The 18,692-nt window shown below is 69.5% G+C and carries 16 protein-coding genes and 1 tRNA gene; 8 read left to right on the top strand and 9 right to left on the bottom strand.

Annotated features, from left to right (window positions below; translation table 11 throughout):
- Nucleotides 1–186: 186 nt before the first annotated feature.
- From V1318_RS18275 to ubiA, 3 genes are all read right to left on the bottom strand, one after another.
- Nucleotides 187–2,412, bottom strand: a complete 2,226-nt coding sequence (locus V1318_RS18275; protein ID WP_332941176.1) for a DUF11 domain-containing protein — start codon at nt 2,410–2,412, stop codon at nt 187–189.
- Nucleotides 2,413–2,520: 108 nt separating this feature from the next.
- A complete protein-coding gene (locus V1318_RS18280; protein WP_332941178.1) occupies nt 2,521–3,045 on the bottom strand; it encodes a Rid family hydrolase in 525 nt (174 codons plus the stop codon).
- Between the two features lie 75 nt (nt 3,046–3,120).
- Nucleotides 3,121–4,044: a 4-hydroxybenzoate octaprenyltransferase gene (ubiA, locus tag V1318_RS18285; RefSeq protein WP_332941179.1), complete on the bottom strand. Its 924-nt coding sequence runs from the start codon at nt 4,042–4,044 to the stop codon at nt 3,121–3,123.
- A gap of 143 nt (nt 4,045–4,187) precedes the next feature.
- Between ubiA and V1318_RS18290 the strand changes: the two genes are divergently transcribed.
- The 5 genes from V1318_RS18290 to zapE all read left to right on the top strand — a co-directional run bounded on the left by V1318_RS18290 (nt 4,188) and on the right by zapE (nt 8,698).
- A tRNA-Arg gene (locus tag V1318_RS18290) sits at nt 4,188–4,264 on the top strand.
- A 113-nt stretch (nt 4,265–4,377) separates the two neighbouring features.
- Entirely contained in the window at nt 4,378–4,893 is a 516-nt protein-coding gene (locus V1318_RS18295; protein ID WP_332941181.1) for a c-type cytochrome, read from the top strand.
- Nucleotides 4,894–5,033: 140 nt separating this feature from the next.
- Nucleotides 5,034–6,854, top strand: coding sequence for an ExeM/NucH family extracellular endonuclease (locus V1318_RS18300; RefSeq protein WP_332941182.1), 1,821 nt, complete (start codon nt 5,034–5,036; stop codon nt 6,852–6,854).
- A 34-nt stretch (nt 6,855–6,888) separates the two neighbouring features.
- Nucleotides 6,889–7,557, top strand: coding sequence for an alpha/beta hydrolase (locus V1318_RS18305; protein WP_332941183.1), 669 nt, complete (start codon nt 6,889–6,891; stop codon nt 7,555–7,557).
- A complete protein-coding gene (gene zapE / locus V1318_RS18310) occupies nt 7,550–8,698 on the top strand; it encodes a cell division protein ZapE (protein WP_332941185.1) in 1,149 nt (382 codons plus the stop codon). Before V1318_RS18305 ends, zapE begins: the two co-directional genes overlap by 8 nt.
- Nucleotides 8,699–9,186: 488 nt before the next feature.
- Here the strand turns inward: zapE and V1318_RS18315 are convergent, their stop codons facing one another.
- The 3 genes from V1318_RS18315 to ftrA all read right to left on the bottom strand — a co-directional run bounded on the left by V1318_RS18315 (nt 9,187) and on the right by ftrA (nt 12,589).
- Nucleotides 9,187–10,467 (bottom strand): hypothetical protein, encoded by a 1,281-nt coding sequence (locus V1318_RS18315; protein ID WP_332941186.1) that lies wholly within the window; start codon nt 10,465–10,467, stop codon nt 9,187–9,189.
- Between the two features lie 12 nt (nt 10,468–10,479).
- Entirely contained in the window at nt 10,480–11,358 is an 879-nt protein-coding gene (locus tag V1318_RS18320; RefSeq protein WP_332941187.1) for a hypothetical protein, read from the bottom strand.
- Nucleotides 11,359–11,605: 247 nt separating this feature from the next.
- A complete protein-coding gene (ftrA, locus tag V1318_RS18325) occupies nt 11,606–12,589 on the bottom strand; it encodes a transcriptional regulator FtrA (protein ID WP_332941188.1) in 984 nt (327 codons plus the stop codon).
- Between the two features lie 86 nt (nt 12,590–12,675).
- Here ftrA and V1318_RS18330 point away from each other — a divergent pair, with 86 nt between their 5' ends.
- Both V1318_RS18330 and V1318_RS18335 read left to right on the top strand, forming a co-directional pair.
- Nucleotides 12,676–13,089, top strand: a complete 414-nt coding sequence (locus V1318_RS18330) for a rhodanese-like domain-containing protein (protein ID WP_332941189.1) — start codon at nt 12,676–12,678, stop codon at nt 13,087–13,089.
- Between the two features lie 22 nt (nt 13,090–13,111).
- The gene (locus V1318_RS18335; protein WP_332941190.1) at nt 13,112–13,606 is read left to right on the top strand and encodes a GNAT family N-acetyltransferase; all 495 of its coding nucleotides are present in this window, start codon (nt 13,112–13,114) and stop codon (nt 13,604–13,606) included.
- A 239-nt stretch (nt 13,607–13,845) separates the two neighbouring features.
- Here the strand turns inward: V1318_RS18335 and V1318_RS18340 are convergent, their stop codons facing one another.
- A complete protein-coding gene (locus tag V1318_RS18340; protein ID WP_332941191.1) occupies nt 13,846–16,191 on the bottom strand; it encodes a TonB-dependent receptor in 2,346 nt (781 codons plus the stop codon).
- Between the two features lie 170 nt (nt 16,192–16,361).
- Between V1318_RS18340 and V1318_RS18345 the strand changes: the two genes are divergently transcribed.
- Nucleotides 16,362–17,492 carry a phytase gene (locus tag V1318_RS18345; protein WP_332941193.1) on the top strand — a complete coding sequence of 377 codons (1,131 nt, stop codon included), beginning with the start codon at nt 16,362–16,364 and terminating at the stop codon, nt 17,490–17,492.
- 111 nt (nt 17,493–17,603) lie between these two features.
- Here V1318_RS18345 and V1318_RS18350 read toward each other — a convergent pair whose 3' ends face one another.
- A complete protein-coding gene (locus V1318_RS18350; RefSeq protein ID WP_332941194.1) occupies nt 17,604–18,038 on the bottom strand; it encodes a hypothetical protein in 435 nt (144 codons plus the stop codon).
- Nucleotides 18,035–18,692, bottom strand: a 658-nt coding sequence (locus V1318_RS18355; protein WP_332941195.1) for an RHS repeat-associated core domain-containing protein, incomplete at its 5' end; no start/stop codon positions are given. The genes V1318_RS18355 and V1318_RS18350, both read right to left, overlap by 4 nt.

The raw sequence follows: 18,692 nt of genomic DNA on the forward strand, positions 1-18,692 counted from the left end.
AGCAAATCTCCCTCGACCCCCCTTTTCAAAGGGGGAAGACAGGCAGCGTCGTTCGGGGTGAGGTTGTCGAAGCGGGGTGGCGGGCTGTACCGCCTCAAAAGGAAAATCCCCCTCAATCCCCCTTTTTCAAAGGGGGAATACAAGCGGCGCCGCATCGCGCGATCCACGCTTCGATCGGCGTTGGGGTCAATATCCGCTGCTGTTGGCCGCGAACCGCACCGGCACCGTGATCGTCGCGCTGCCGCCGTTGTTGAGGCTCACGCTCAGGCTCACCGCGCTGTCGCCGGCGTTGCCGCCCGTCGACGGACAGCTGCCGCCGCTGGCGATGCACGACCACGGGCCGCTCAGGGTCACGCCGGTCGGCAGGCTGTCGTTGATCTGCGCCGCATTGGCCGCATCCGGGCCGTTGTTGACCACGGTCAGCGTGTAGCTGGCGGTGCCGCCCGGGGTGTAGGTCGCCGCGCCGTCGCTCTTGCTGATGCTCAGGTCCGCCTGGCGCAGCGCATTGGTGATGGTGCAGCTCAGGTCGTCGCCGGCGCTGGGCGAGAACTCGGCCCACTGCTGGCGGTTGCCGGCATTGCTGCCGCCGCCCGACGGCAGCACGGTGGACGATCCGGCAAGCGTGTTGCCGCAGCTCAGCGACACCCGATACGCGCTGGGCGCCTGGTCCGGACCCGCGGGCGTGGTCTTGATCGCTTCCTCGAACTGCATGGTGCTGCCGGCCGGCAGGATCACCACGCCGGTGCTCGCGCTGGCGGGCACGGTACCGCCGCTGGTGGCGGCGCTGGCCGCCAGCACCCCGCCCGAATAGATCCGCATCGTGGCCTGGTCGCTGGCGCCGACGCGGCCCTGCAACTGCTTGCTCAGGCTGACCCAGACCGGCGTCGGCGTCGGGCGGCAGGCGCTGGCGTCGAAGTTGGTGTTGCCGACCGCGCCGCGCAGCACCGCGCGCGCGGCGTTGTGCAGGCCGCTGCCGGCGGCGCTGGGCGCGGCGCAGGCGTCGTTGCCGGTGCTGCCGCCGCGGTTGACGCGCACCCGCAGGTCGATGGTGTAGGTATCGGTCTGGCCGGCATTGAGGTTGCGCCATTGCCCCTGCAGCAGCCACGGACCGCCGCCGGTCAGCGCCGTTGCGGCGCCGCCGTTGAGGCGGTAGCTGGCCGATACCACGCTGGTGTCCGGATCCAGCCCGGGCGTGTCGGTAAGGCTGTAGGCGGCGGTGACCAGGCTGGGGTTGTTGACCGCCACCGTGTAGCGGATGTCGGACAGGTCGGCGCTGCCGGCCACCAGCACCGGCGCGGCGGCGTTCTTGGTGATCGACAGGCTGGCGTCGTCGTCGGTGATGGTGTAGCTGCGCGTGCTCTGCGCCGCGGCGCCGCAGCTGGTGCCGGAGCTCAGCAGGAACGGCAGCGGCGAACCGGTCGGCGGCGTGATCCGCAACTCGATGGTCTCGTTGCCTTCCGCCAGCGCGTCGTTGGCGATCGCGATCGGCAAGGCGATCGTGCTGCCGGCGCCGCCGTCGTAGGCGCCGGCCGGCACGGTCACGCTGAAGGTCGCGGCGTTGCCCGGCGTGGTGTAGTCCACGCCCAGGGTCGCGCTGCCGCCGGTGATCTGCACCTGCACGCTCAGCCCGCCGGCCGGGACGGTGCCGTTGATGCGCAGCGCCGGCAAGTTGCCGCCGCTGGATTCGGGCGAGGAACTGCTGGGCTGGTCGAATTCGACGAAGGGGCGCAACACCAGCTGGATCGCGTCGAGGAAGTTGCCGACGGTCAGGTCGCCGCCGGCGGTGCTGATCGATTCGAAGCCCAGGCTGTTGGTGCCGGTGGCGCCGGCGTAGTTGAAGTTGCCGCGGTAATCGACCCAGCCGTTGCCGCCGGCGACCGGCGTGGACGCGCTGCCCTGAGAGACGATCGGCGTGTCGAAGCTGCCGTTGGTGGTGGTGCCGACCCGGATCACGGTCGAGGAGGCGCCGACCTTCATCTCGGCGACATCGCGCACGCTCGCGCTGGCGCGGCCGCGATGGCTGAACACCCAGTCGATGCGCTCGCCGTTGATCATGCACACGTTCTGGTACATGCGCGAAGTCGCGGCGGCGTTGAGTTCGGCGAATTGGCGGCCTTCGCGCGCGGGCACGCCGTTGAAGTTGTTGGCCCACAGCTCCATCAGCCGGCCGCTGGTGCCGACCGAGCCGGCCGGCACGCAGCTGCCGTTGGCGGTGCCGACCGGATGGGTCGTGGTCCAGCCGGGGATCGCGCCTTCGGGGATCAGCGCGTAGCAGGCCGTGGTGCCGTTGCCGAGCACGGGCGCTTCGAAACCGATGTTGATGAAGCTGCGTTGCACCTGCGCGGCGGCGGGCGAGGCGAGGCAGGCGATGGCGAGCGCGGTCAGGCCGCGGAGCGAACGGCGTTGAGTCATGTATCCCCCTGTTGCGTGACAAGTGTCACAAAAAACCAGGAAAGAAGCCTGAATTGGTCTTCACGCGCTGCGCCCGACAGCGCCGGTTGCGCTCGCCTCGCCCCGGGATCAGGGCGCCGGCGGCGGGCTCGGCCGCGGTATGTCGGCGCGCGGGCGGAGGCCGGAGCCGATCACCGCCTCGGCGCGGATTTCCATCGATGCGCCTTTCGAGAACAGCGCCGGGGTGCCGACCGCGGTCCATGCCGGGTAATGGTCCTTGAAGAACTCCCGGTGCACTTTCAGCACCGGCTCGACCACGCGCCGGAACTCCTCGTGGTCCTTGGCGACGTGGAAGCTGTTGAGCTCGACCACGTCCTCCAGGCTCGCGCCGGCGCGCTTGAGGTGGGCTTCGAGCTGCTGGAACGCCCAGCGGATATTGGCCTCCTCGTCGGGGCCGGAACGGGACGGGATGCCCGACACGATCACGCGGTCGCCGATGCGCAGCACCGGCGTGTAGTGGATGTCGTGGTAGGAGCCCTCCCAACCGGTCGGCGCGAGATGCTCGCGCGTGGGCGCGGCGGCGCTGGGGGGTTCGGCGGCGGCGGCCGCCACGCACAGCAGGGACAGAACCAGCGCAACAGGCAGACGAGGCATCGCGGCACTCCGGTGGCGGACCTGCGGCGATTGTAGGCACGACGGCGGCGCGCAGACCGCGCCGGGTCCGATCCTTCAGATCGCGTTCGCGCCGCCGCCCAGGGCGTAGTCCAGCGCCAGCCCGGCGAACACCGTCAGGCCCACCCAGTGGTTGTGCAGGAAGGCCTTGAAGCAGGCCGCGCGATCGCGGCCGCGCGCGATCGCGAATTCGTACACCACCAGCGCCGTCGCCAGGCCAAGACCGCCGTAGTACCACACGCCCAGGCCGGCGCGTTGCCCGGCCAGCGCCAGCGCGGCCAGGAACAGGGCGTACAGCAGGCCCTGCGCGACCAGGTCCAGCTCGCCGAACAGGATCGCGGTCGACTTGGCGCCCATCTTGAGGTCGTCCTCGCGATCGACCATCGCGTACCAGGTGTCGTAGGCGGTCGCCCACAGGATGTTGGCCGCGTACAGCAGCCAGGCCACCGCCGGCACCTCGCCGCGCACCGCCGCGAACGCCATCGGAATGCCCCAGCCGAAGGCCATGCCCAGATAGACCTGCGGCAGATGGGTGTAGCGCTTGAGGTAGGGATAGCTGGCCGCCAGCACCACGCCGATCACGCTCATCAGCACGGTCAGGCGGTTCATCGTCAGCACCAGCGCGAACGCGGCCAGCATCAGCGCGGCGAACACCGCCAGGGCCTCGCGCCCGCGCACCTGCCCGGTCGCCAGCGGCCGGTGCTTGGTGCGCTCCACGTGCGGGTCCAGCCAGCGGTCGGCGTAGTCGTTGATCACGCAGCCGGCCGAGCGGGTCAGCCAGACCCCGGCGCTGAACACGAACAGGGTCCACAAGGGCGGCACCCCGCGCGCGGCGATCCACAGGCCCCACCAGGTCGGCCACAGCAACAGCAGCCAACCGATCGGGCGGTCGCCGCGGACCAGCTTCCAGTACAGCCCCAGGCGGATTTTCCAGGCCGGCGGCGGCACCGATTCGGGGGTTTCGTAGCGCTCGTAACTCATCCGCCCAGAGTACCAAGCCCGGCACGCGCGCCGCGACGGCGGCCGTTCGCCGCCGCTGCGCCACGTCCGCATGCGTTTGCGGCTAGAATGCCGGTCCCGCGTGGCCCCGACTTGACCGGTCGGAGCGCCGGGATCTCAGCCAGGCGCCCGTAGCTCAGCCGGATAGAGTAGTGGCTTCCGAAGCCATTGGTCGGGGGTTCGAATCCCTCCGGGCGCGCCATCCCATGCCTACGGGCATGGGAGCCGGCTTTATACTGGCGCGCGGCCGCACCCCTGGTGCGGTTCTTGTTGATGGCTCCGCATGCCCCGCCGGGTGTGCGCAATAGGTGGATCGTGCGCAATTACGACCTCGAATTCCTGAAGAAATTCTCGATGGTGATCGGCTTTTTGATGCTGGTTACCCTCGGGCTGATGATCGCCGCCTACTTCGTGCACCAGCAGATCCCGCCGGAGATCGACCCGGCCGTGGTCAAGCGCACCGAGACGCGCATCGCTCCGGTCGGCGCGGTCTACGCCGGCGCTACCGGCGCCTCGGCCCAGGCTGCGGCCAAAGCCGCTGCGGCCGCCAAGGCCGCCTCGCAGGTCGCCTACGGCGGCACCCTGGACGGCGCGGTGATCTACGACAGTCTCTGCGCGGGCTGCCACAAGTCCGGCGCCGGCGGCGCGCCCACCCTGGACCAGGCCCACTGGGGCCCGCGTCTGGCCAAGGGCAAGGACACCCTGCACAAGCACGCCGTCGAAGGCTTCACCGGCACGTCCGGCGTGATGCCGCCCAAGGGCGGCAACCCGGCCCTGACCAACGAGCAGGTCGCCGCGACCGTCGACTGGATGCTGGGCAACCTGAAGTAAGCGCCGCCGCATCGCGCTGGCCACGACGCCGCCTTCGGGCGGCGTCGTCGTTTCCGGGTCCCGCCCGGGCGCCGGCATCGTGCAATACGAATGCGCTCGATCCGTTCGATAATGCGCGACCTCTCCGTGGCGCCCGCGCGATGCCTGCCTTCCGTTCCCGTTCCGCCGCCCTGCTGCTGTCCAGCGTGCTGCTGCCCTGCGTGCTGCTGGCCGCCTGCGCCAGTCTGCAACGCGATCCGCTGCGCGCCGACGGCCTGCCGTCGACCCCGATCGGCCAGGTGCAGGGCCACGACGCGGCCAGCCCCCTGGTCGGGCGCCGGCTGGTCGTCGAGGGCACGGTGACCGCGGCCCTGACCGGCGAAGGCGACGGCTTCGAGGGCTGGTTCGTGCAGGACGGCGGCGACGACGACGAGGCCAGCTCCGACGCGCTGTTCGTGCGCGCCATGCCCGGCGTCTCGCTGCATGTGGGCGACCGCGTGCGCGTGATCGGGCGCGTGCTCGAGCTCGACACCGGCCGTGGCAGCCGCCTCACCGCGCTGGAACCCGAAGCCGCGCGCGTGCTCGGCCCTGGCCGCACCGAGACCCTGGTGCTGGACGCGCCGCCGGCGGATTGGTCGCGCTACGAAGGCATGCGCATCGGCATCGGCCGCACTCTGACCCTGGCCGATACCGGCGACATCATGAAAGACGGCCGCGCCCTGGTCGCCTTCGACGGGCCGCTGTGGCAGGCCGGCGAACGCGCCGCGCCCGGCAGCGACGCCGCGCGCGCGGTCGCCGCCGACAACGCCCGCCGCCGCCTGTGGCTGGACGACGGTCGCATCGCCGGCGCGCCCGCGCTGGACGGCGGCGTGCTGCCGCCCGGCTATGTGCAGGCGCGCAGCGGCAGTGCCCTGGAAGGCGTGGAAGGCGTGCTCGACGCACGCGACGGCGGTTGGCGCCTGCACCTGACCGCCACCCCGACCCTGCGCGCGGCGGCGCGCGAACCGGCCCCGAAGGCCGGCGAGGCCGACGACCTGCGCATCGCCGCCTTCAATCTGGAAAACCTGTTCAACGGCGACGGCCGCGGCGGCGGCTTCCCGACCGCGCGCGGCGCGCGCGATGCGGTCGAGTACCGGCGCCAGCAGGACAAGCTGGTCGCCACCATCCAGGGCCTGAAGCCCGACATCGCCGCGCTGATGGAACTGGAGAACGACGGCTACGGCCCGGACTCGACCCTGGCCCAGCTGGTCGAGCGCCTGCGCCGCGACGGCGGCGACTGGCGCTACGTCGCCACCTGCGCCCTGCCCTGCGCGGCCGACCTGCGCGGCCCCGGCAGCGACCAGATCCGGGTCGGCATGATCTATCGCGGCGACCGCGTCGCCCCGCGCGGCGGCGCCGTCACCCTGCAAGGCGGCCCCTTCGACAACGGCAGCCGGGTGCCGCTGGCCCAGGCCTTCGTGGCGCTGCGCCGCGGCCGACCGGCCGGCCCGGCGTTCACCGTCGCGGCCAACCACTTCAAGTCCAAGGGCTGCGGCCCACAGGCCCAGGGCGCGGACCGCGACACCGGCGACGGCGCCGCTTGCTGGAACGCGCTGCGGACCGAGTCGGCGCGCCGCCTGGACGCCTGGCTGAAGACCGACCCCACGCATTCCGGCAGCGATCTTGCGGTCATCCTCGGCGATCTGAATGCCTACGCCGAGGAAGAGCCGGTGCGCACCCTGAAGGACGCGGGCTGGCGCGACGCCTTCGCCGTGGCCAAGGTCGCGCGCCCCTACAGCTATGTCTACCGCGGCGAACTCGGCCGCCTCGACCACGCCCTGCTCAGCCCCAGCCTGGCCGCGCGCCTGCGCGGTGCGGTGGAATGGCACAGCAACGCCGACGAACCGCTGTCGGCCGGCTATCGCGGCGGCGCCGGCGGCCCCTGGCGCAGCTCCGACCACGACCCGCTGCTGCTGGCGTTCCGCCTGATCCCGGGCCGCTGAGGGCCCGCTAACGGCGGCTCGGTATGATGCGCGCATGACCACTCCCGCCTTCCCCGGCGACGCCTCCACCGCGCTGAGCCTGACCGGCCCGGCCGGCACGCTCGAAGCCATCGTCGAAGCCGCCGAGGACCACCCGCGGCCCTTGGTCGCGATCGTCTGCCATCCGCTGCCGACCGAGGGCGGGACCATGCACAACAAGGTCGTGACCATGACCGCGCGCGCCCTGCGCGAATGCGGCGCGGCCACGGTGCGCTTCAACTTCCGCGGCGTCGGCCAGTCCCAGGGCGAGTTCGACCAGGGCCGTGGCGAAGCCGACGACCTGCGCGCGGTCGCCGCCTGGGTGCGCGCGACCCGCCCGGACGCCCACCTGTGGCTGGCCGGCTTCAGCTTCGGCGCCTACGTCTCGCTGAAGCGGGCCGACGAACTCAAGCCCGGCATGCTGATCTCGATCGCGCCGCCGGCCGGGCGCTGGGACTTCGCCGGCATCGTCGCGCCCGACTGCCCCTGGCTGGTGATCCAGGGCGAGGCCGACGAGATCGTCGACCCGCAGGCGGTCTATGCCTGGATCGACAGCCTCAAGCAGCCGCCCGAGCTGGTACGCATGCCCGACACCAGCCATTTCTTCCACCGCCGCCTGATCGACCTGCGCGGCGCGATCAAGAACGGCATCAAGCCCTACCTGCCTTCGCATCCGCATGAGTGAACCCACCGCGGCGGCGCTGCCGTCCGCCGCCTATGCCGCCGGTGTCGCGCGCGGCGACTGGAACGACGACCCCGCCCAGCATCCGGCGCTGGGCGAACTCGACCGCCTGCACAGGATCCTCAGCGAGCCGCCCAAGCGCGGCTTGTTCGACGGCCTGTTGGGCAAGAAACCGACGACGCCGAAAGGTCTGTACCTGTGGGGCGGCGTCGGCCGCGGCAAGACCTTCCTGATCGACCTGTTCTTCGACGGCCTGCCCTTGCAGGACGTCGCGGACCCGGGCCACGCCGATGCCACTGCCGCGCAGGGCGGCGGCAAGCGCCGCATCCACTTCCACCGCTTCATGCGCGAAGTGCATGCGCAGTTGCGCGCGCATGCGGGCGAGAGCGATCCATTGGCCAAGATCGCGCGCCAGTGGCGGCGCGAACTGCGCGTGCTGGTGCTGGACGAGTTCTTCGTGATCGACATCGGCGACGCGATGCTGCTGGGCCGCCTGCTCGAGCGCCTGTTCGCCGAAGGCGTGGCGCTGGTGACCACCTCCAACACCGCGCCGCCCAATCTCTACGCCGAAGGCCTGCAACGCGACCGCTTCAAGCCCGCGATCGCCCAGATCCAACAGCACTGCGAAGTGCTGCTGCTGGACAGCGCGCACGACTACCGCCTGCGCGCGCTGACCCGTTCGCCGGTCTACCGCACGCCCTTGGACGCTCAGTCCGACGCCTGGCTGGGCGCGCGCTGGAAGGAGCTGTCGATGGCCTGCCCCAAGCAGCAAGGGCCGCTGCGCATCGACGGCCGCGACATTCCCGTGCGCGGCCTCGCCGAAGGCCACGCCTGGTTCGACTTCGCCGCGCTGTGCGAAGGCCCGCGCGCGGCCAGCGACTACATCGAGATCGCCACCGAGCACCACACCGTGCTGCTGGGCGGCATCCCGCTGTTCGACGGCCGCAACGACGACCCCGCGCGCCGCTTCGTCACCCTGATCGACGAGCTCTACGACCGCCACGTCAACCTGGTCTGCACGGCCGCCGCGCCGCCGACCGGGCTCTACCTCGGCCACAAACTCGGCGGCGCGTTCGAGCGCACGGCCTCGCGTCTGATCGAGATGCAGTCGGCGGAATATCTGGCTTTGGAGCATCGCGGCTGAGGGTTTGGCGCGGCTGCCGCTGCAGATGCGGCAAGGACTGTTCGTGGTGGGCGCGCCGGCGCGTGGGTGGCGGTCTGGCGGTGCGAAAAGCAACTCCTCTCACTCCCCCTTTTCAAAGGGAGAGGTAAAAGCGGTGGCGACGCTCGGGGAACCGTTCGCGATGAGCCTCACCGACCCTCATTCGGAGGAGTGAGGAAATTCCGTGCCACAGGGCCGTGAGTCTCCACAGCGCACCCCCTGTCGTCGCCACCCGCGCCAGCGGCGCACACACTTTCGCAACAACCCCTTCCGTTACCCTGCGCATCGATGGAACGGATGCGGCAGGAGGAGGGGAATGGGAGGATTCAGCCTGTGGCACTGGATCATCATCCTGGGCCTGGTCGGTTGCCTCGCCCTGGTGGTGATCCTGGTCGTCGCCTTGTTGCGCATGCGCCGCGACAACTAGTGGCGCGCGCACCGGCCCGCGGGACCGGTGCGCGCGATGCGACTCAATCGTCGACCTGCGCCTGCAGGCAGTTGTGCTCGACCAGGGTCTCGAAGGCGCCGGCGGCGGTGAAGCGGCCGCTGTTGTTGCCCCAGTAATCGCGGACGTTGACCCCGTCGGCGCCGTCTTCGCCGTCCTCGCGATTGCCGCTGCCGTCGTCGAACTGGCGCCAGCCGGTGACGATATCGGTGCTGGCATAGGCCAGGCGGTCGTCGTCGCCGTTGGCCGCGCCGCTGCCGCCCTCGTTGTTCCAATCGTCCAGGTCCCAGAAGGCCTTGCCGACCTGGATCTCGTTGTGGGCGTTGTCCGAGCAGGCGGTGAAGCCCAGGGTCGCGGTCTCGAAATTGCGGCCCCAGCCGAACGGCACCGACGCGCTGTTGTTCGGGTCGTACCAGCTCACCAGGGCGACGTAGTTGCCCCAGCCCTCGGTGGTCGCGCAGGACTCGTGCTCCAGCGAATCCAGACTGTGCCCGTTGCCGCCGCGGCTGCAGTCGTCGCGCAGCCAGTCCTGATCGAACTCCTGCATCTGGATCACGTGGCCGAGCTCGTGGGTCACGTTGGAACCGTTGGCGCCACGGGTGCGGGTGATCTTGATCAGGTCGCGATCCGGCGCGCAGCTGGTCGGGCAGTCGGACTGGCCCGGGTATTGCAGCCGCACGTTGGTGTCCATGATCTCGCCCAGGGCCTGCAGGGTGTGCTGGGCCGAGTCCAGGGCCATGATCCGCAAGCCGCGGTCGGAGGCGATGTCGTTGGTCGGCACCAGGGTGCCGGAGCCGAACACGCTGCAGGTGGTATTGGCCTTGCAGTTCATCGACACGTAGCGTTCCGGGTCGCCGGACTGGCCGTTGCGCCACGAGGTGACGCTGGCCGCGCTGTTGTCGGTGTTCACGCCGCGCACTTCGACGTAGTGGCTGTAGCCGGTGCGGTTGACCCGGTTGATGTAGCGCAGGTACAGGTCGGGGTTGTCCTCGCCTTTGTCGTAGTCGGAGTTTTCCCATTCGAAGGCCACGCACTGGCTGCCGCCGCCGCCGATGTACCAGGTGCCGATGTATTCGTCGTCGCCTTCCCAGTCCTTGTCCCAGACTTCGATCTGGTGGCCGACCATGTCGACGTAGCCGCCGGAGTTGCAGCCGCGGCGCGCGCCGGCCTCGGAGGTGTCGGCGCACTGCACGCGCTCGTCGCGCAACTGCAGGCGGAAGCAGACGTTGCGTTCGGCCGCGGCCGCGATTTGCGCGGCCAGCAGCAGGGCCGCCGCGGCGGCGATTTGGATGATGCGGATGTTCATGGTGGGTCCCTCCTAGCGTTCGCGGGATTCGTCGGCGGTCCGGCCGGCGTCCTGGTCCTTGCGGCGCGCGTCCTCGCGCTCGGGCGGCAACCCGCCCGCACGTCCCAGCGGAATCGCGCGGCCTAGCTTGGTCTTGCTCACCGGCACCTTCGCCGCCGCGCCGCGTCCTTCGTTCCACTGCAGCTTTTCGCCCAGCGCATCGAGCCCGTCGTGGGGCGGATCGACGATGCGCGAGTACTCGGCCTGGCTGACGTAGGCCGGCTTGCCGTCGCGAACCACGAAGTGGGCCCAGTACACCATCTGCAGGGGCTTGCTCTTCGGATCCTCGTTGGCCGGATGCGCACGCGCCAGGATCTTCTCGGCATAGGCGCCGTCCTTGAGCCCCACGGCCTTGTCGCCCGCCAGCGGAATCAGCACGCCGACGCGCTTGGGCCGTTCGTCCCTGGACGCGCTGCGCGCGGCGGCGGACGCGTCGGCCAGGGGCAGCTCGGCGCGCGGCGCCGCGCGTTCGATGCTGGGGTACTGCCGCTCTGCCTCGGCCGCGCGCCGCGGCGGCGCCTTGTCGCGCGGATCGCGGTACTGGAAGTCGTTGGGCCCGGTGAACGGCGCGCTGTACTCGAACATGCGCAGCTTGCGCCACGGCACCGGATCGGGTTCGCGCGACAGCGGCGTGCCGTCGCTGTAGATCGCTCGGCTCACGTCCAGCGAAGCCAGGCGTTCGGGTTCGATCACCATCGCGACGAAGCCGTCGCGCACGTAGTGGTCGACGAAATCGACCGGCGCCTCGGGGCCGATCGCGTACGCGGGCGCGGCCAGCAGCAGGGCCAGCGCCAGAGCGCAGGGCACCGCGCGCGGCGCGGCGACAGCGGAAGGGCGGATGCTCGGTTTCATGGGGTCCTCCTTGGACCGATTGCGTGGGTCGAACGCGGTAGGCGCGACGCGCTGCGTCCGCGAACCGTGCGCGGCGCCGACTCGAAAGATGGATGCGCGCTGGCGATGCCATGGCGGGTCCGGTTCCGCCCCGGCCCTCGCGGGGCCGCTTCCTTGGCTGGTCGTACTACCGCGCGCGTCCGTTCGCGTCGACGTCGTCCGAGTATCAACGGCGGATGCCGGCGCGGACGGCCACCGGATCGTCCGTTCAGCCGCCGCGGGCGAAGCGTGCCCGATAAGCGGTCGGGCTGATCCCGAGCTTGAGGCGGAATTGGCGGCGCAGAGCGATCGCGCTGCCGAAGCCGCACTGCGCGGCGATGCGCTCGATCGGCTGCTCGCCGCTCTCCAGCAGTTCGCGCGCGCGATCCACGCGCGCGCGCGCCAGCCAATGCGCGGGCGTGCTGCCGGTGGCTTGCTTGAAGCGGCGCATGAAACTGCGTTCGCTCATCGCCGCCAGGCGCGCGAGCTCCGCGACCGGTTGCTCGTGCTGCAAGCGGCGGCGCATGGTGTCGATTACCGCCGACAAGCCGCCGCGCTCGCGCGCCTGCACCGGGCGCTCGACGAACTGGGCCTGGCCGCCGTCGCGGTGCGGCGGTATCACCAGCCGGCGCGCGACCTGGTTGGCGATCTCGGGCCCGCGCTCGCGCCGCACCAGATGCAGGCACAGGTCCAGCCCCGCCGCGCTGCCGGCCGAGGTCAGGACGCGGCCCTCGTCGACATACAGCACGTCGGGGTCGACTTCGATCCCGGGATAGCGCGCGCGCAGCGCATCGGCGTAGCGCCAGTGGGTGGTCGCGCGCTTGCCGTCGAGCAGGCCGGTCGCGGCCAGCACGAACGCGCCCGAACAGATCGACACCAGGCTGGCGCCACGCGCGTGGGCCGCGCGCAGCGCCGCGATCGTCGCGGCCGGCACCGGCACGTCGATGCCCTTCCAGCCCGGCACGATCACGATGCCGGCCTCGCTCAAGCGCTCCAGGCCGGCGTCGGCGGTGATGCGCAGACCGTAATGCGTCTTCAAGGACCGGCGCTCGGCCGCGCAGGTCTCGAAGCGGTACCAGTCCGGCCCCAGCTCCGGCCGCGGCAGCCCGAACACCTCGGCCGCGCAGGCGAATTCGAAGCTGCACAGGCCGTCGTAGACCAGTGCGGCGACCAGCGGGTTCGGGCGCCCCCGGCTTGGACGGCGACTTGGCATTTTTCGATCGCTCAATGGCATTTCTGCCAATTGTGCGCGCCCCGCGCGGCGCCAACAATGGCCGCGCCCCTCACCAGGAAACGCCGATGCGCAACGCCGTCACCGCCGTCACCGCCGCGCCGCCCGAACTGGCGCTGCGCCATTTCGAAAGCCAGTTCGCCTATGAAACCGATTGCTGGGACACCCACGCCGCACTCGCCGCCGGCGACCCCGGCTTCGTCCTGATCGACGCGCGCAGTCCGCAGATGTACGCGCAGGGCCACGTGCCGGGCGCGGTCAACATCCCGCACGGCAAGATCGTCGGCTCGCGCATGGACGCCTACCCGCCGGCGACGCTGTTCGTCGTCTATTGCGCCGGCCCGCATTGCAACGGCGCCGCCCGCGCGGCGGTGAAGCTGGCGCAGCTGGGGCGGCCGGTCAAGCTGATGGCCGGCGGCATCAGCGGCTGGCTGGACGAGGGCTTCGCGCTCGCGCGCGAGGACGGCGCCGCGGCGGCGTGAGTCGCTTCGCCCGGGGCCCACGATGAGCGGCGGCTGCACGATCCGCACCGCGATGCCGGCCGACCTGGATGCGCTGCTGGCGCTGTGCGACGAGCATGCGCGCTACGAACGCGCCGAATCCCTGACGATCGACGGCGACCGCAGGGCGCGACTGTCCGCCCTGCTGTTCGGGCAGCGGCCGCGCCTGCAGGCCTGGATCGCCGAAGAGGCCGGCGACGCGCTGGGATATGCCAGCGCCAGCGCCGAAGTCTCGACCTGGGCCGCGCGCGAATACCTGCATCTGGATTGCCTGTACCTGCGCGAGCAGCACCGCGGCCGCGGCATCGGCGCGGCGCTGCTGCGCACCGCGATCGCGTTCGCGCGCGCCAGGGGCTACGGCCGGTTGCAATGGCAGACACCGGAGTGGAACCTGGATGCCGCGCGCTTCTATCTCCGCAGCGGCGCGCAAGAGTCGCTCAAGCGCCGTTACGCGCTGGACTTGGCGCCGGACCCAACGCCGATCGATGCCGTAGGGTGATGCCGTAGGGTGCGGTGAGCGCAGCGAACCGCACCGCGCGCCACCTCGGGTCGGATATCGCAATGACGCCGCGGTCGGCGAACACGCCGGAGCCCGTGGGTCCGGCGATGCGGTTCGCTGCGCTCACCGCATCCTACGGCGCGTTCTTGCCGGCCAAGCGGCACCCGTGCGCACGCCTCAAAACTCCGGGCGCGGCGGTGTTCGCACCGCCGCGCCCGGCCCCCTTGCAGACGCCTCGCTCAGAAGCGGTAACGCGCGATCAGCTGGTACACCGGCCCGGCCTGCTCGCTCTCGCGTTCGTACTCGTCGTAGTCGCGGTCGAGCTGGTCGGCCAGGGTGTCGAACTTGTTGAAGTACTCCTGCTTCTTGGCGTCCAGCAGGTTCGAGCCGGTCAGGCGCAGCGAGAAGTTGTCGCCGAAGCGCTTCTCCACGAACACCTCCAGATCGGCGCCGTAGCGGGTCGTGACCTCCTCGGCCAGCACGCGCGAGCGCACGTCGCCCTGGCGGCGGTAGCTGGCGCCGAAAGCCACGCCGTAGTCGGCGATGTCGTGGATGAAGCCGAGGTTGTAGACGTAGCGCGACTGGTTGTTGAAGCGGCGCTCGCCCAAGTCGTCCTCGACCGAGCTGTCCAGCCAGGAATAGTTGGCGAACACGCCGGTGTTGGGCAGGCCCAGCACGGTCAGCGGCGTGGAGATGTCGAACTCGATGCCGTAGACGTAGCCGTCGCCGACGTTGGAAGCGGTGTAGACGAAGCTGTCGGGATCGAACTGCGGATAGCCCGGGGTGGCCGGGGTCGCGCCCGGGTGATCGTCCAGGAACTCCTCCAGCTCGTCCTCGTAATCGTCGCGCGCGGTCGCGCTGGCCTGACCGGTGTTGCTGATCTCGATCAGGTCCTTGACGTCGCGATAGAACAGATTGACGCCGACGATGCCGTGGCGGCCCAGGCGGCGCTCGAAGCCCAGGTCCAGGCCCCAGGCGGTCTCCGGATCCAGCTGCGGATTGCCGACGAAGTCGTTGTCGCCGTATTCCTCTTCCAGGGTCAGCGGCAGGATGTAGTTGAAGTTGGGACGGCGCACCGTGCGCGCCAGCGACAGGGTGACGCGATCGTTCTCGCTCACGTTCCAGCGCAGATGCGCAGACGGCAACAGGGTCGCGTAGTCGTTGGAGGCGCGTTCCTCGTCGTTGCGCACCTCCACATCGGTGGTCTCGTAGCGCAGGCCGGCCTCCCAGTCGAAGGCGCCGCCCTTGCCGGAGACCATCAGATAGGGATCGACCCGGCGCTCCTCGATGGCGCTGCGGCTGCGCTCGAAATCGGCATAGGGTGGCAACGGCGCGCCCTCGTCGTCGCTGTCGACCTCGCTGGTGCGCAGCGTGGTCTCGCGATCCTTGGCGGTGGTGTCGACGCCGAACTCCAGGCGCACGCCGCCGCTGAGGTCGCGCTGGTGCGACAGCGACGCGGTGCGCTCGCTGTCGACTTGGTCGGTCAGGATGCGCGTGCCTTCGCGTTCGTCGAACGAGGGCGGGCTGTCGTCGTCGTCGTCGTAGCCGCTTTCCTCTTCGGTGTCGGTGCGCTCGTCCTCGAAGCGGGAATAGCCCAGGTCCAGGGTGGTGCGGCCGCCCAGCATGTCGAAGCGGTAGCTGCCCGACAGCGCCAGATTGTTCTGGTCGATGTCCACGACCTGGTCGTTGTCCGACAGCAGGTGCGCGCGGTCGTTGAGGCGCGCGTCGTTGTACTCCAGCGAGTGTTCGCTCTCGGTGCGGTCGGTGCGCACGTACAGGCCGCTCAGCGACAGGCGGCCGCTGCCGATGTCGCGGGTGTAGGACAGATTGGCCGAGTAGTCGGTGCCGTCGCGGGTGTCGGTCTGGTTCTCGGCGTCGGTGAAGTCGCCACCGGGCCGTTCGAAGCGGTCGCTGCGCTTGAGCTTGGGGTTGTAGCGGCCCTGCACATTGAAACCGCCGAGCAGGCGGCCCTCGCCGACCTGGCCGCCGATCACCGCACCGGCGGTGCCCTTGACCTCGCTGTCGTCGAAACGCAGCGCGCCCGCGCGCAGATAGCCGCCGTCGAACTCGTAGGCGTCGCGCAGCACGATGTTGAGCGCGCCCGCGACCGCATCGCCGGAGCGGTTGGCGCTGGGGCTGCGGATGATCTCGATGCGCTCGACCAGCTCGGCCGGGATGCGGTCGACGAAGAACGAACGGTCGTCGCCCGCGCCCGGCACCTTCTTGCCGTTGATCAGGATCTGGGTGTAAGCCGAGTCCAGGCCGCGCAGGCGCGCGCCGTCGTACTCGAGCACGTCGGACACGAAGGTCACGCTGGGCACGCGCTTGAGCATGTCGCCCACGGTCAGCGGTTCGAAGCGCTGGAAGTACTCCAGGTCGTAAGACAGCGTCGGCGCGACGGCTTCGGTGCGATTGCGGTAGACGATTTCGCCCTGCACCACCACGGTGTCGAGATCGCGCGCATCGGCGGCGGCGGCAGCGGCCGTGGTGCCGGCCGTCTGCGCGAGCGCGACGCCGGCGACGGCGCACAGGGCGGTGCCGGCCAGCGCGCGCGACAGGCCGATGGCCAGGAGGGTCTTGGTCATTGCGGGTGTCCGCTTCGGGGAAGCGCGACTATGTACGGCAGCTGCATGGCGGGACGATGACACCGCACGCATTCGCGCCGGCCGGGCCGATGTCGGCAAGCTGTCATCTGCGCGGGCTATGCTCCGCGCGCCGCGGACCGTCGCTCCGCTCCAATCCCAACGAGACCCTCATGCGCCCGCGTATCGCGCCGCTAGTCACCGTGCCCTTGTTCAGTGCGTTGCTGTTGTCCGCCTGCGCCACCGACCGCGTCGCGCGCGAGCCCGACGAGACCGGCGCCGAGCCCATGCTCGCGACCGCGAACGTTCCGCATCAGGTAATACGCGAAGCCTTCCTCACCGCGCGCACGCCGGAAGAGAACGTGGACTCGCCCGCCTCGTGGATCGCGCCCGACGGCCGCGTGCTGCTGCTGGCGACCTCGAAGAAGACCAGCCGCCTGATGGTCTACGACGGCGACAGCGGCGCCGAGCTGCGCCGCTATGGCGGTCCCGGCACCCAGCCCGGCCAGTTCCTGCGCCCCAACGGCATCGCCATCCACGGCGATCGCGTCTACGTGGTCGAGCGCGACAACCACCGCGTGCAGGTGCTGCAGTTGCCCGGCCTGGAATCGCTGGGCAGCTTCGGCAGCGACGAACTCAAGCAGCCCTACGGCCTGTGGGTGCGCGACAGCGGCGACGGCGGCGTCGAAGTGCTGGTCAGCGACGCCTACATGGCCGGCGAAGACGCCAACGGCGACGAGATCCCGCCGCCGCTGGCCGAATTGAACGCGCGCTACAAGCGCTACCAGGTCGGCACCGGCGGTGCTTTCCAAGCGCGCTACCTCGGCGCGTTCGGCGACACCAGCGAAGCCGGCGCCATTCGCGTACCCGAATCCCTGTGGGGCGACGCCACCCACGACCGCCTGCTGATCGCCGAGGAATACCTCAAGACCGGCACCGCCGTGCGCGAGTACGACCTCGCCGGCCAGTACCGCGGGCGCACCCTCGGCCTGGGCCTGTTCAAGGCGCAGGCCGAGGGCATCGCCCTGTGGACCTGCCCGGACGGCAGCGGCTACTGGCTCGCCACCGACCAGTTCAAGGACCGCAGCCTGTTCCACGTCTTCGACCGCCAGACCCTCTCCCATCTGGGCGCGTTTTCGGGCGAGACCGTGGGCAACACCGACGGCGTCTGGCTGCAACAGGCCGCGAGCAAGCGCTTCCCCGCCGGCGCGTTCTACGCCGTGCACGACGACATGGGCGTGGGCGCGTTCGATTGGCGCGACATCGCCAAGGCGTTGTCGTTGCGGGAGAGTTGCGGCGGTTGAGGCGCCGCAAGCCGGCTGATGGTGGCTCGACAGCACAGTCGTGAGCGCCAGAAACGAAGGACCCCGCGAGCGATCGCGGGGTTCTTTGTTCTCATACCGTGGACGTCGATATCACTGCTGCGACTTACGTAAGCAGTAGTCACCCCCACTTGGCGAGGCGACTCTCTTGCTTGCCGCATCGAGCATGCCCCCTACAAACTCGCGACTCGGCGGCCGCTCTTTCTCTACTGCAATCTTCAATGCACTCAAAAGCGTGCTTACGTCGCGCAGAGTTCCAGCTTCATGAAACTCCTTGCACCTTGGCCCGGCGCTTATCGCATAACGAGCACAGCGGTCAATGATAGGCGCCTGCTTTTTTTCCAAAGAGCCGATGCGCATACCCATCTCGACAAGCTCCGCGTCACCACTATGAAACGCACTCTTTACGTCTTCAATCACAATACTTTGCTCAGAGATCAGTTCAGAGAGCCGACCACATTCCTCAGGAACCCCTTTATTGGCGCATCCGCACAACACACAGATCAGGGCAATCAGAACATACTTCATGGCGCAGGACTCTTCGGTGGTTTTGTACCAACTATTCCGAGGTTGCAGAGTCCTCCAACAATGTCCCACCACGGAATGGGGTCAACGAGACCAAGATCTCGGCGCTCTCTTTCCAGTTCGCACTCCACCGCATCTCTCATTTTTTTGCAAACCTCTAGCGCATCCGGCACACAAGAAGGCACGGTGCTGTATTGACAGCTGAGATAGATCTGCCTGCATTCATTTTCAACGTTATTCCTGCGCTCGCTTGACCACTGAGCGTAATGATCATCCTTCCTCTTGTGCCAGTAGCCGCCGACGCCAGTGACAAACTCACAAACTGCTTGGGCTACCATTTGACCCATGAGCCCATGCTTGTCGATTACCGACAAGGGCCTGCCATCAACATACAAGTAGGTATTTATTCCGCCGTTCAATCCGATCGGATCGCTCTGCGAGTAACGCCCCAATCGAGCTTCATAGTCTCTGAAGTAGTTGTAGTTGAGGCCGCTTGCGCCGTCGTAGCGCTGCCCAGGAAACCGCAGATCGAGCACGAACGCGGTGCCGTTGTTGTCGGGGTCTTGGTTGGGCGCGCTGTCGCCGAACGCCTCGTTGCCCAGCTGCCACGCCCACACCGATTTCTCCACCACCGGATCGATCACGTTACGCGGCGTA

The organism is Lysobacter sp. CCNWLW3 (assembly GCF_036697405.1).
In the GTDB taxonomy this organism is placed as follows: Bacteria; Pseudomonadota; Gammaproteobacteria; order Xanthomonadales; family Xanthomonadaceae; genus Lysobacter.

What these genes read in the sequence shown, in the direction of transcription:
- V1318_RS18275 (WP_332941176.1), bottom strand. Translation starts at nt 2,412, where the DNA reads ATGACTCAACGCCGTTCGCTCCGCGGCCTGACCGCGCTCGCCATCGCC.
- V1318_RS18280 (WP_332941178.1), bottom strand. Translation starts at nt 3,045, where the DNA reads ATGCCTCGTCTGCCTGTTGCGCTGGTTCTGTCCCTGCTGTGCGTGGCG.
- ubiA (WP_332941179.1), bottom strand. Translation starts at nt 4,044, where the DNA reads ATGAGTTACGAGCGCTACGAAACCCCCGAATCGGTGCCGCCGCCGGCC.
- V1318_RS18300 (WP_332941182.1), top strand. Translation starts at nt 5,034, where the DNA reads ATGCCTGCCTTCCGTTCCCGTTCCGCCGCCCTGCTGCTGTCCAGCGTG.
- V1318_RS18305 (WP_332941183.1), top strand. Translation starts at nt 6,889, where the DNA reads ATGACCACTCCCGCCTTCCCCGGCGACGCCTCCACCGCGCTGAGCCTG.
- zapE (WP_332941185.1), top strand. Translation starts at nt 7,550, where the DNA reads ATGAGTGAACCCACCGCGGCGGCGCTGCCGTCCGCCGCCTATGCCGCC.
- V1318_RS18315 (WP_332941186.1), bottom strand. Translation starts at nt 10,467, where the DNA reads ATGAACATCCGCATCATCCAAATCGCCGCCGCGGCGGCCCTGCTGCTG.
- V1318_RS18320 (WP_332941187.1), bottom strand. Translation starts at nt 11,358, where the DNA reads ATGAAACCGAGCATCCGCCCTTCCGCTGTCGCCGCGCCGCGCGCGGTG.
- ftrA (WP_332941188.1), bottom strand. Translation starts at nt 12,589, where the DNA reads ATGCCAAGTCGCCGTCCAAGCCGGGGGCGCCCGAACCCGCTGGTCGCC.
- V1318_RS18330 (WP_332941189.1), top strand. Translation starts at nt 12,676, where the DNA reads ATGCGCAACGCCGTCACCGCCGTCACCGCCGCGCCGCCCGAACTGGCG.
- V1318_RS18335 (WP_332941190.1), top strand. Translation starts at nt 13,112, where the DNA reads ATGAGCGGCGGCTGCACGATCCGCACCGCGATGCCGGCCGACCTGGAT.
- V1318_RS18340 (WP_332941191.1), bottom strand. Translation starts at nt 16,191, where the DNA reads ATGACCAAGACCCTCCTGGCCATCGGCCTGTCGCGCGCGCTGGCCGGC.
- V1318_RS18345 (WP_332941193.1), top strand. Translation starts at nt 16,362, where the DNA reads ATGCGCCCGCGTATCGCGCCGCTAGTCACCGTGCCCTTGTTCAGTGCG.
- V1318_RS18350 (WP_332941194.1), bottom strand. Translation starts at nt 18,038, where the DNA reads ATGAAGTATGTTCTGATTGCCCTGATCTGTGTGTTGTGCGGATGCGCC.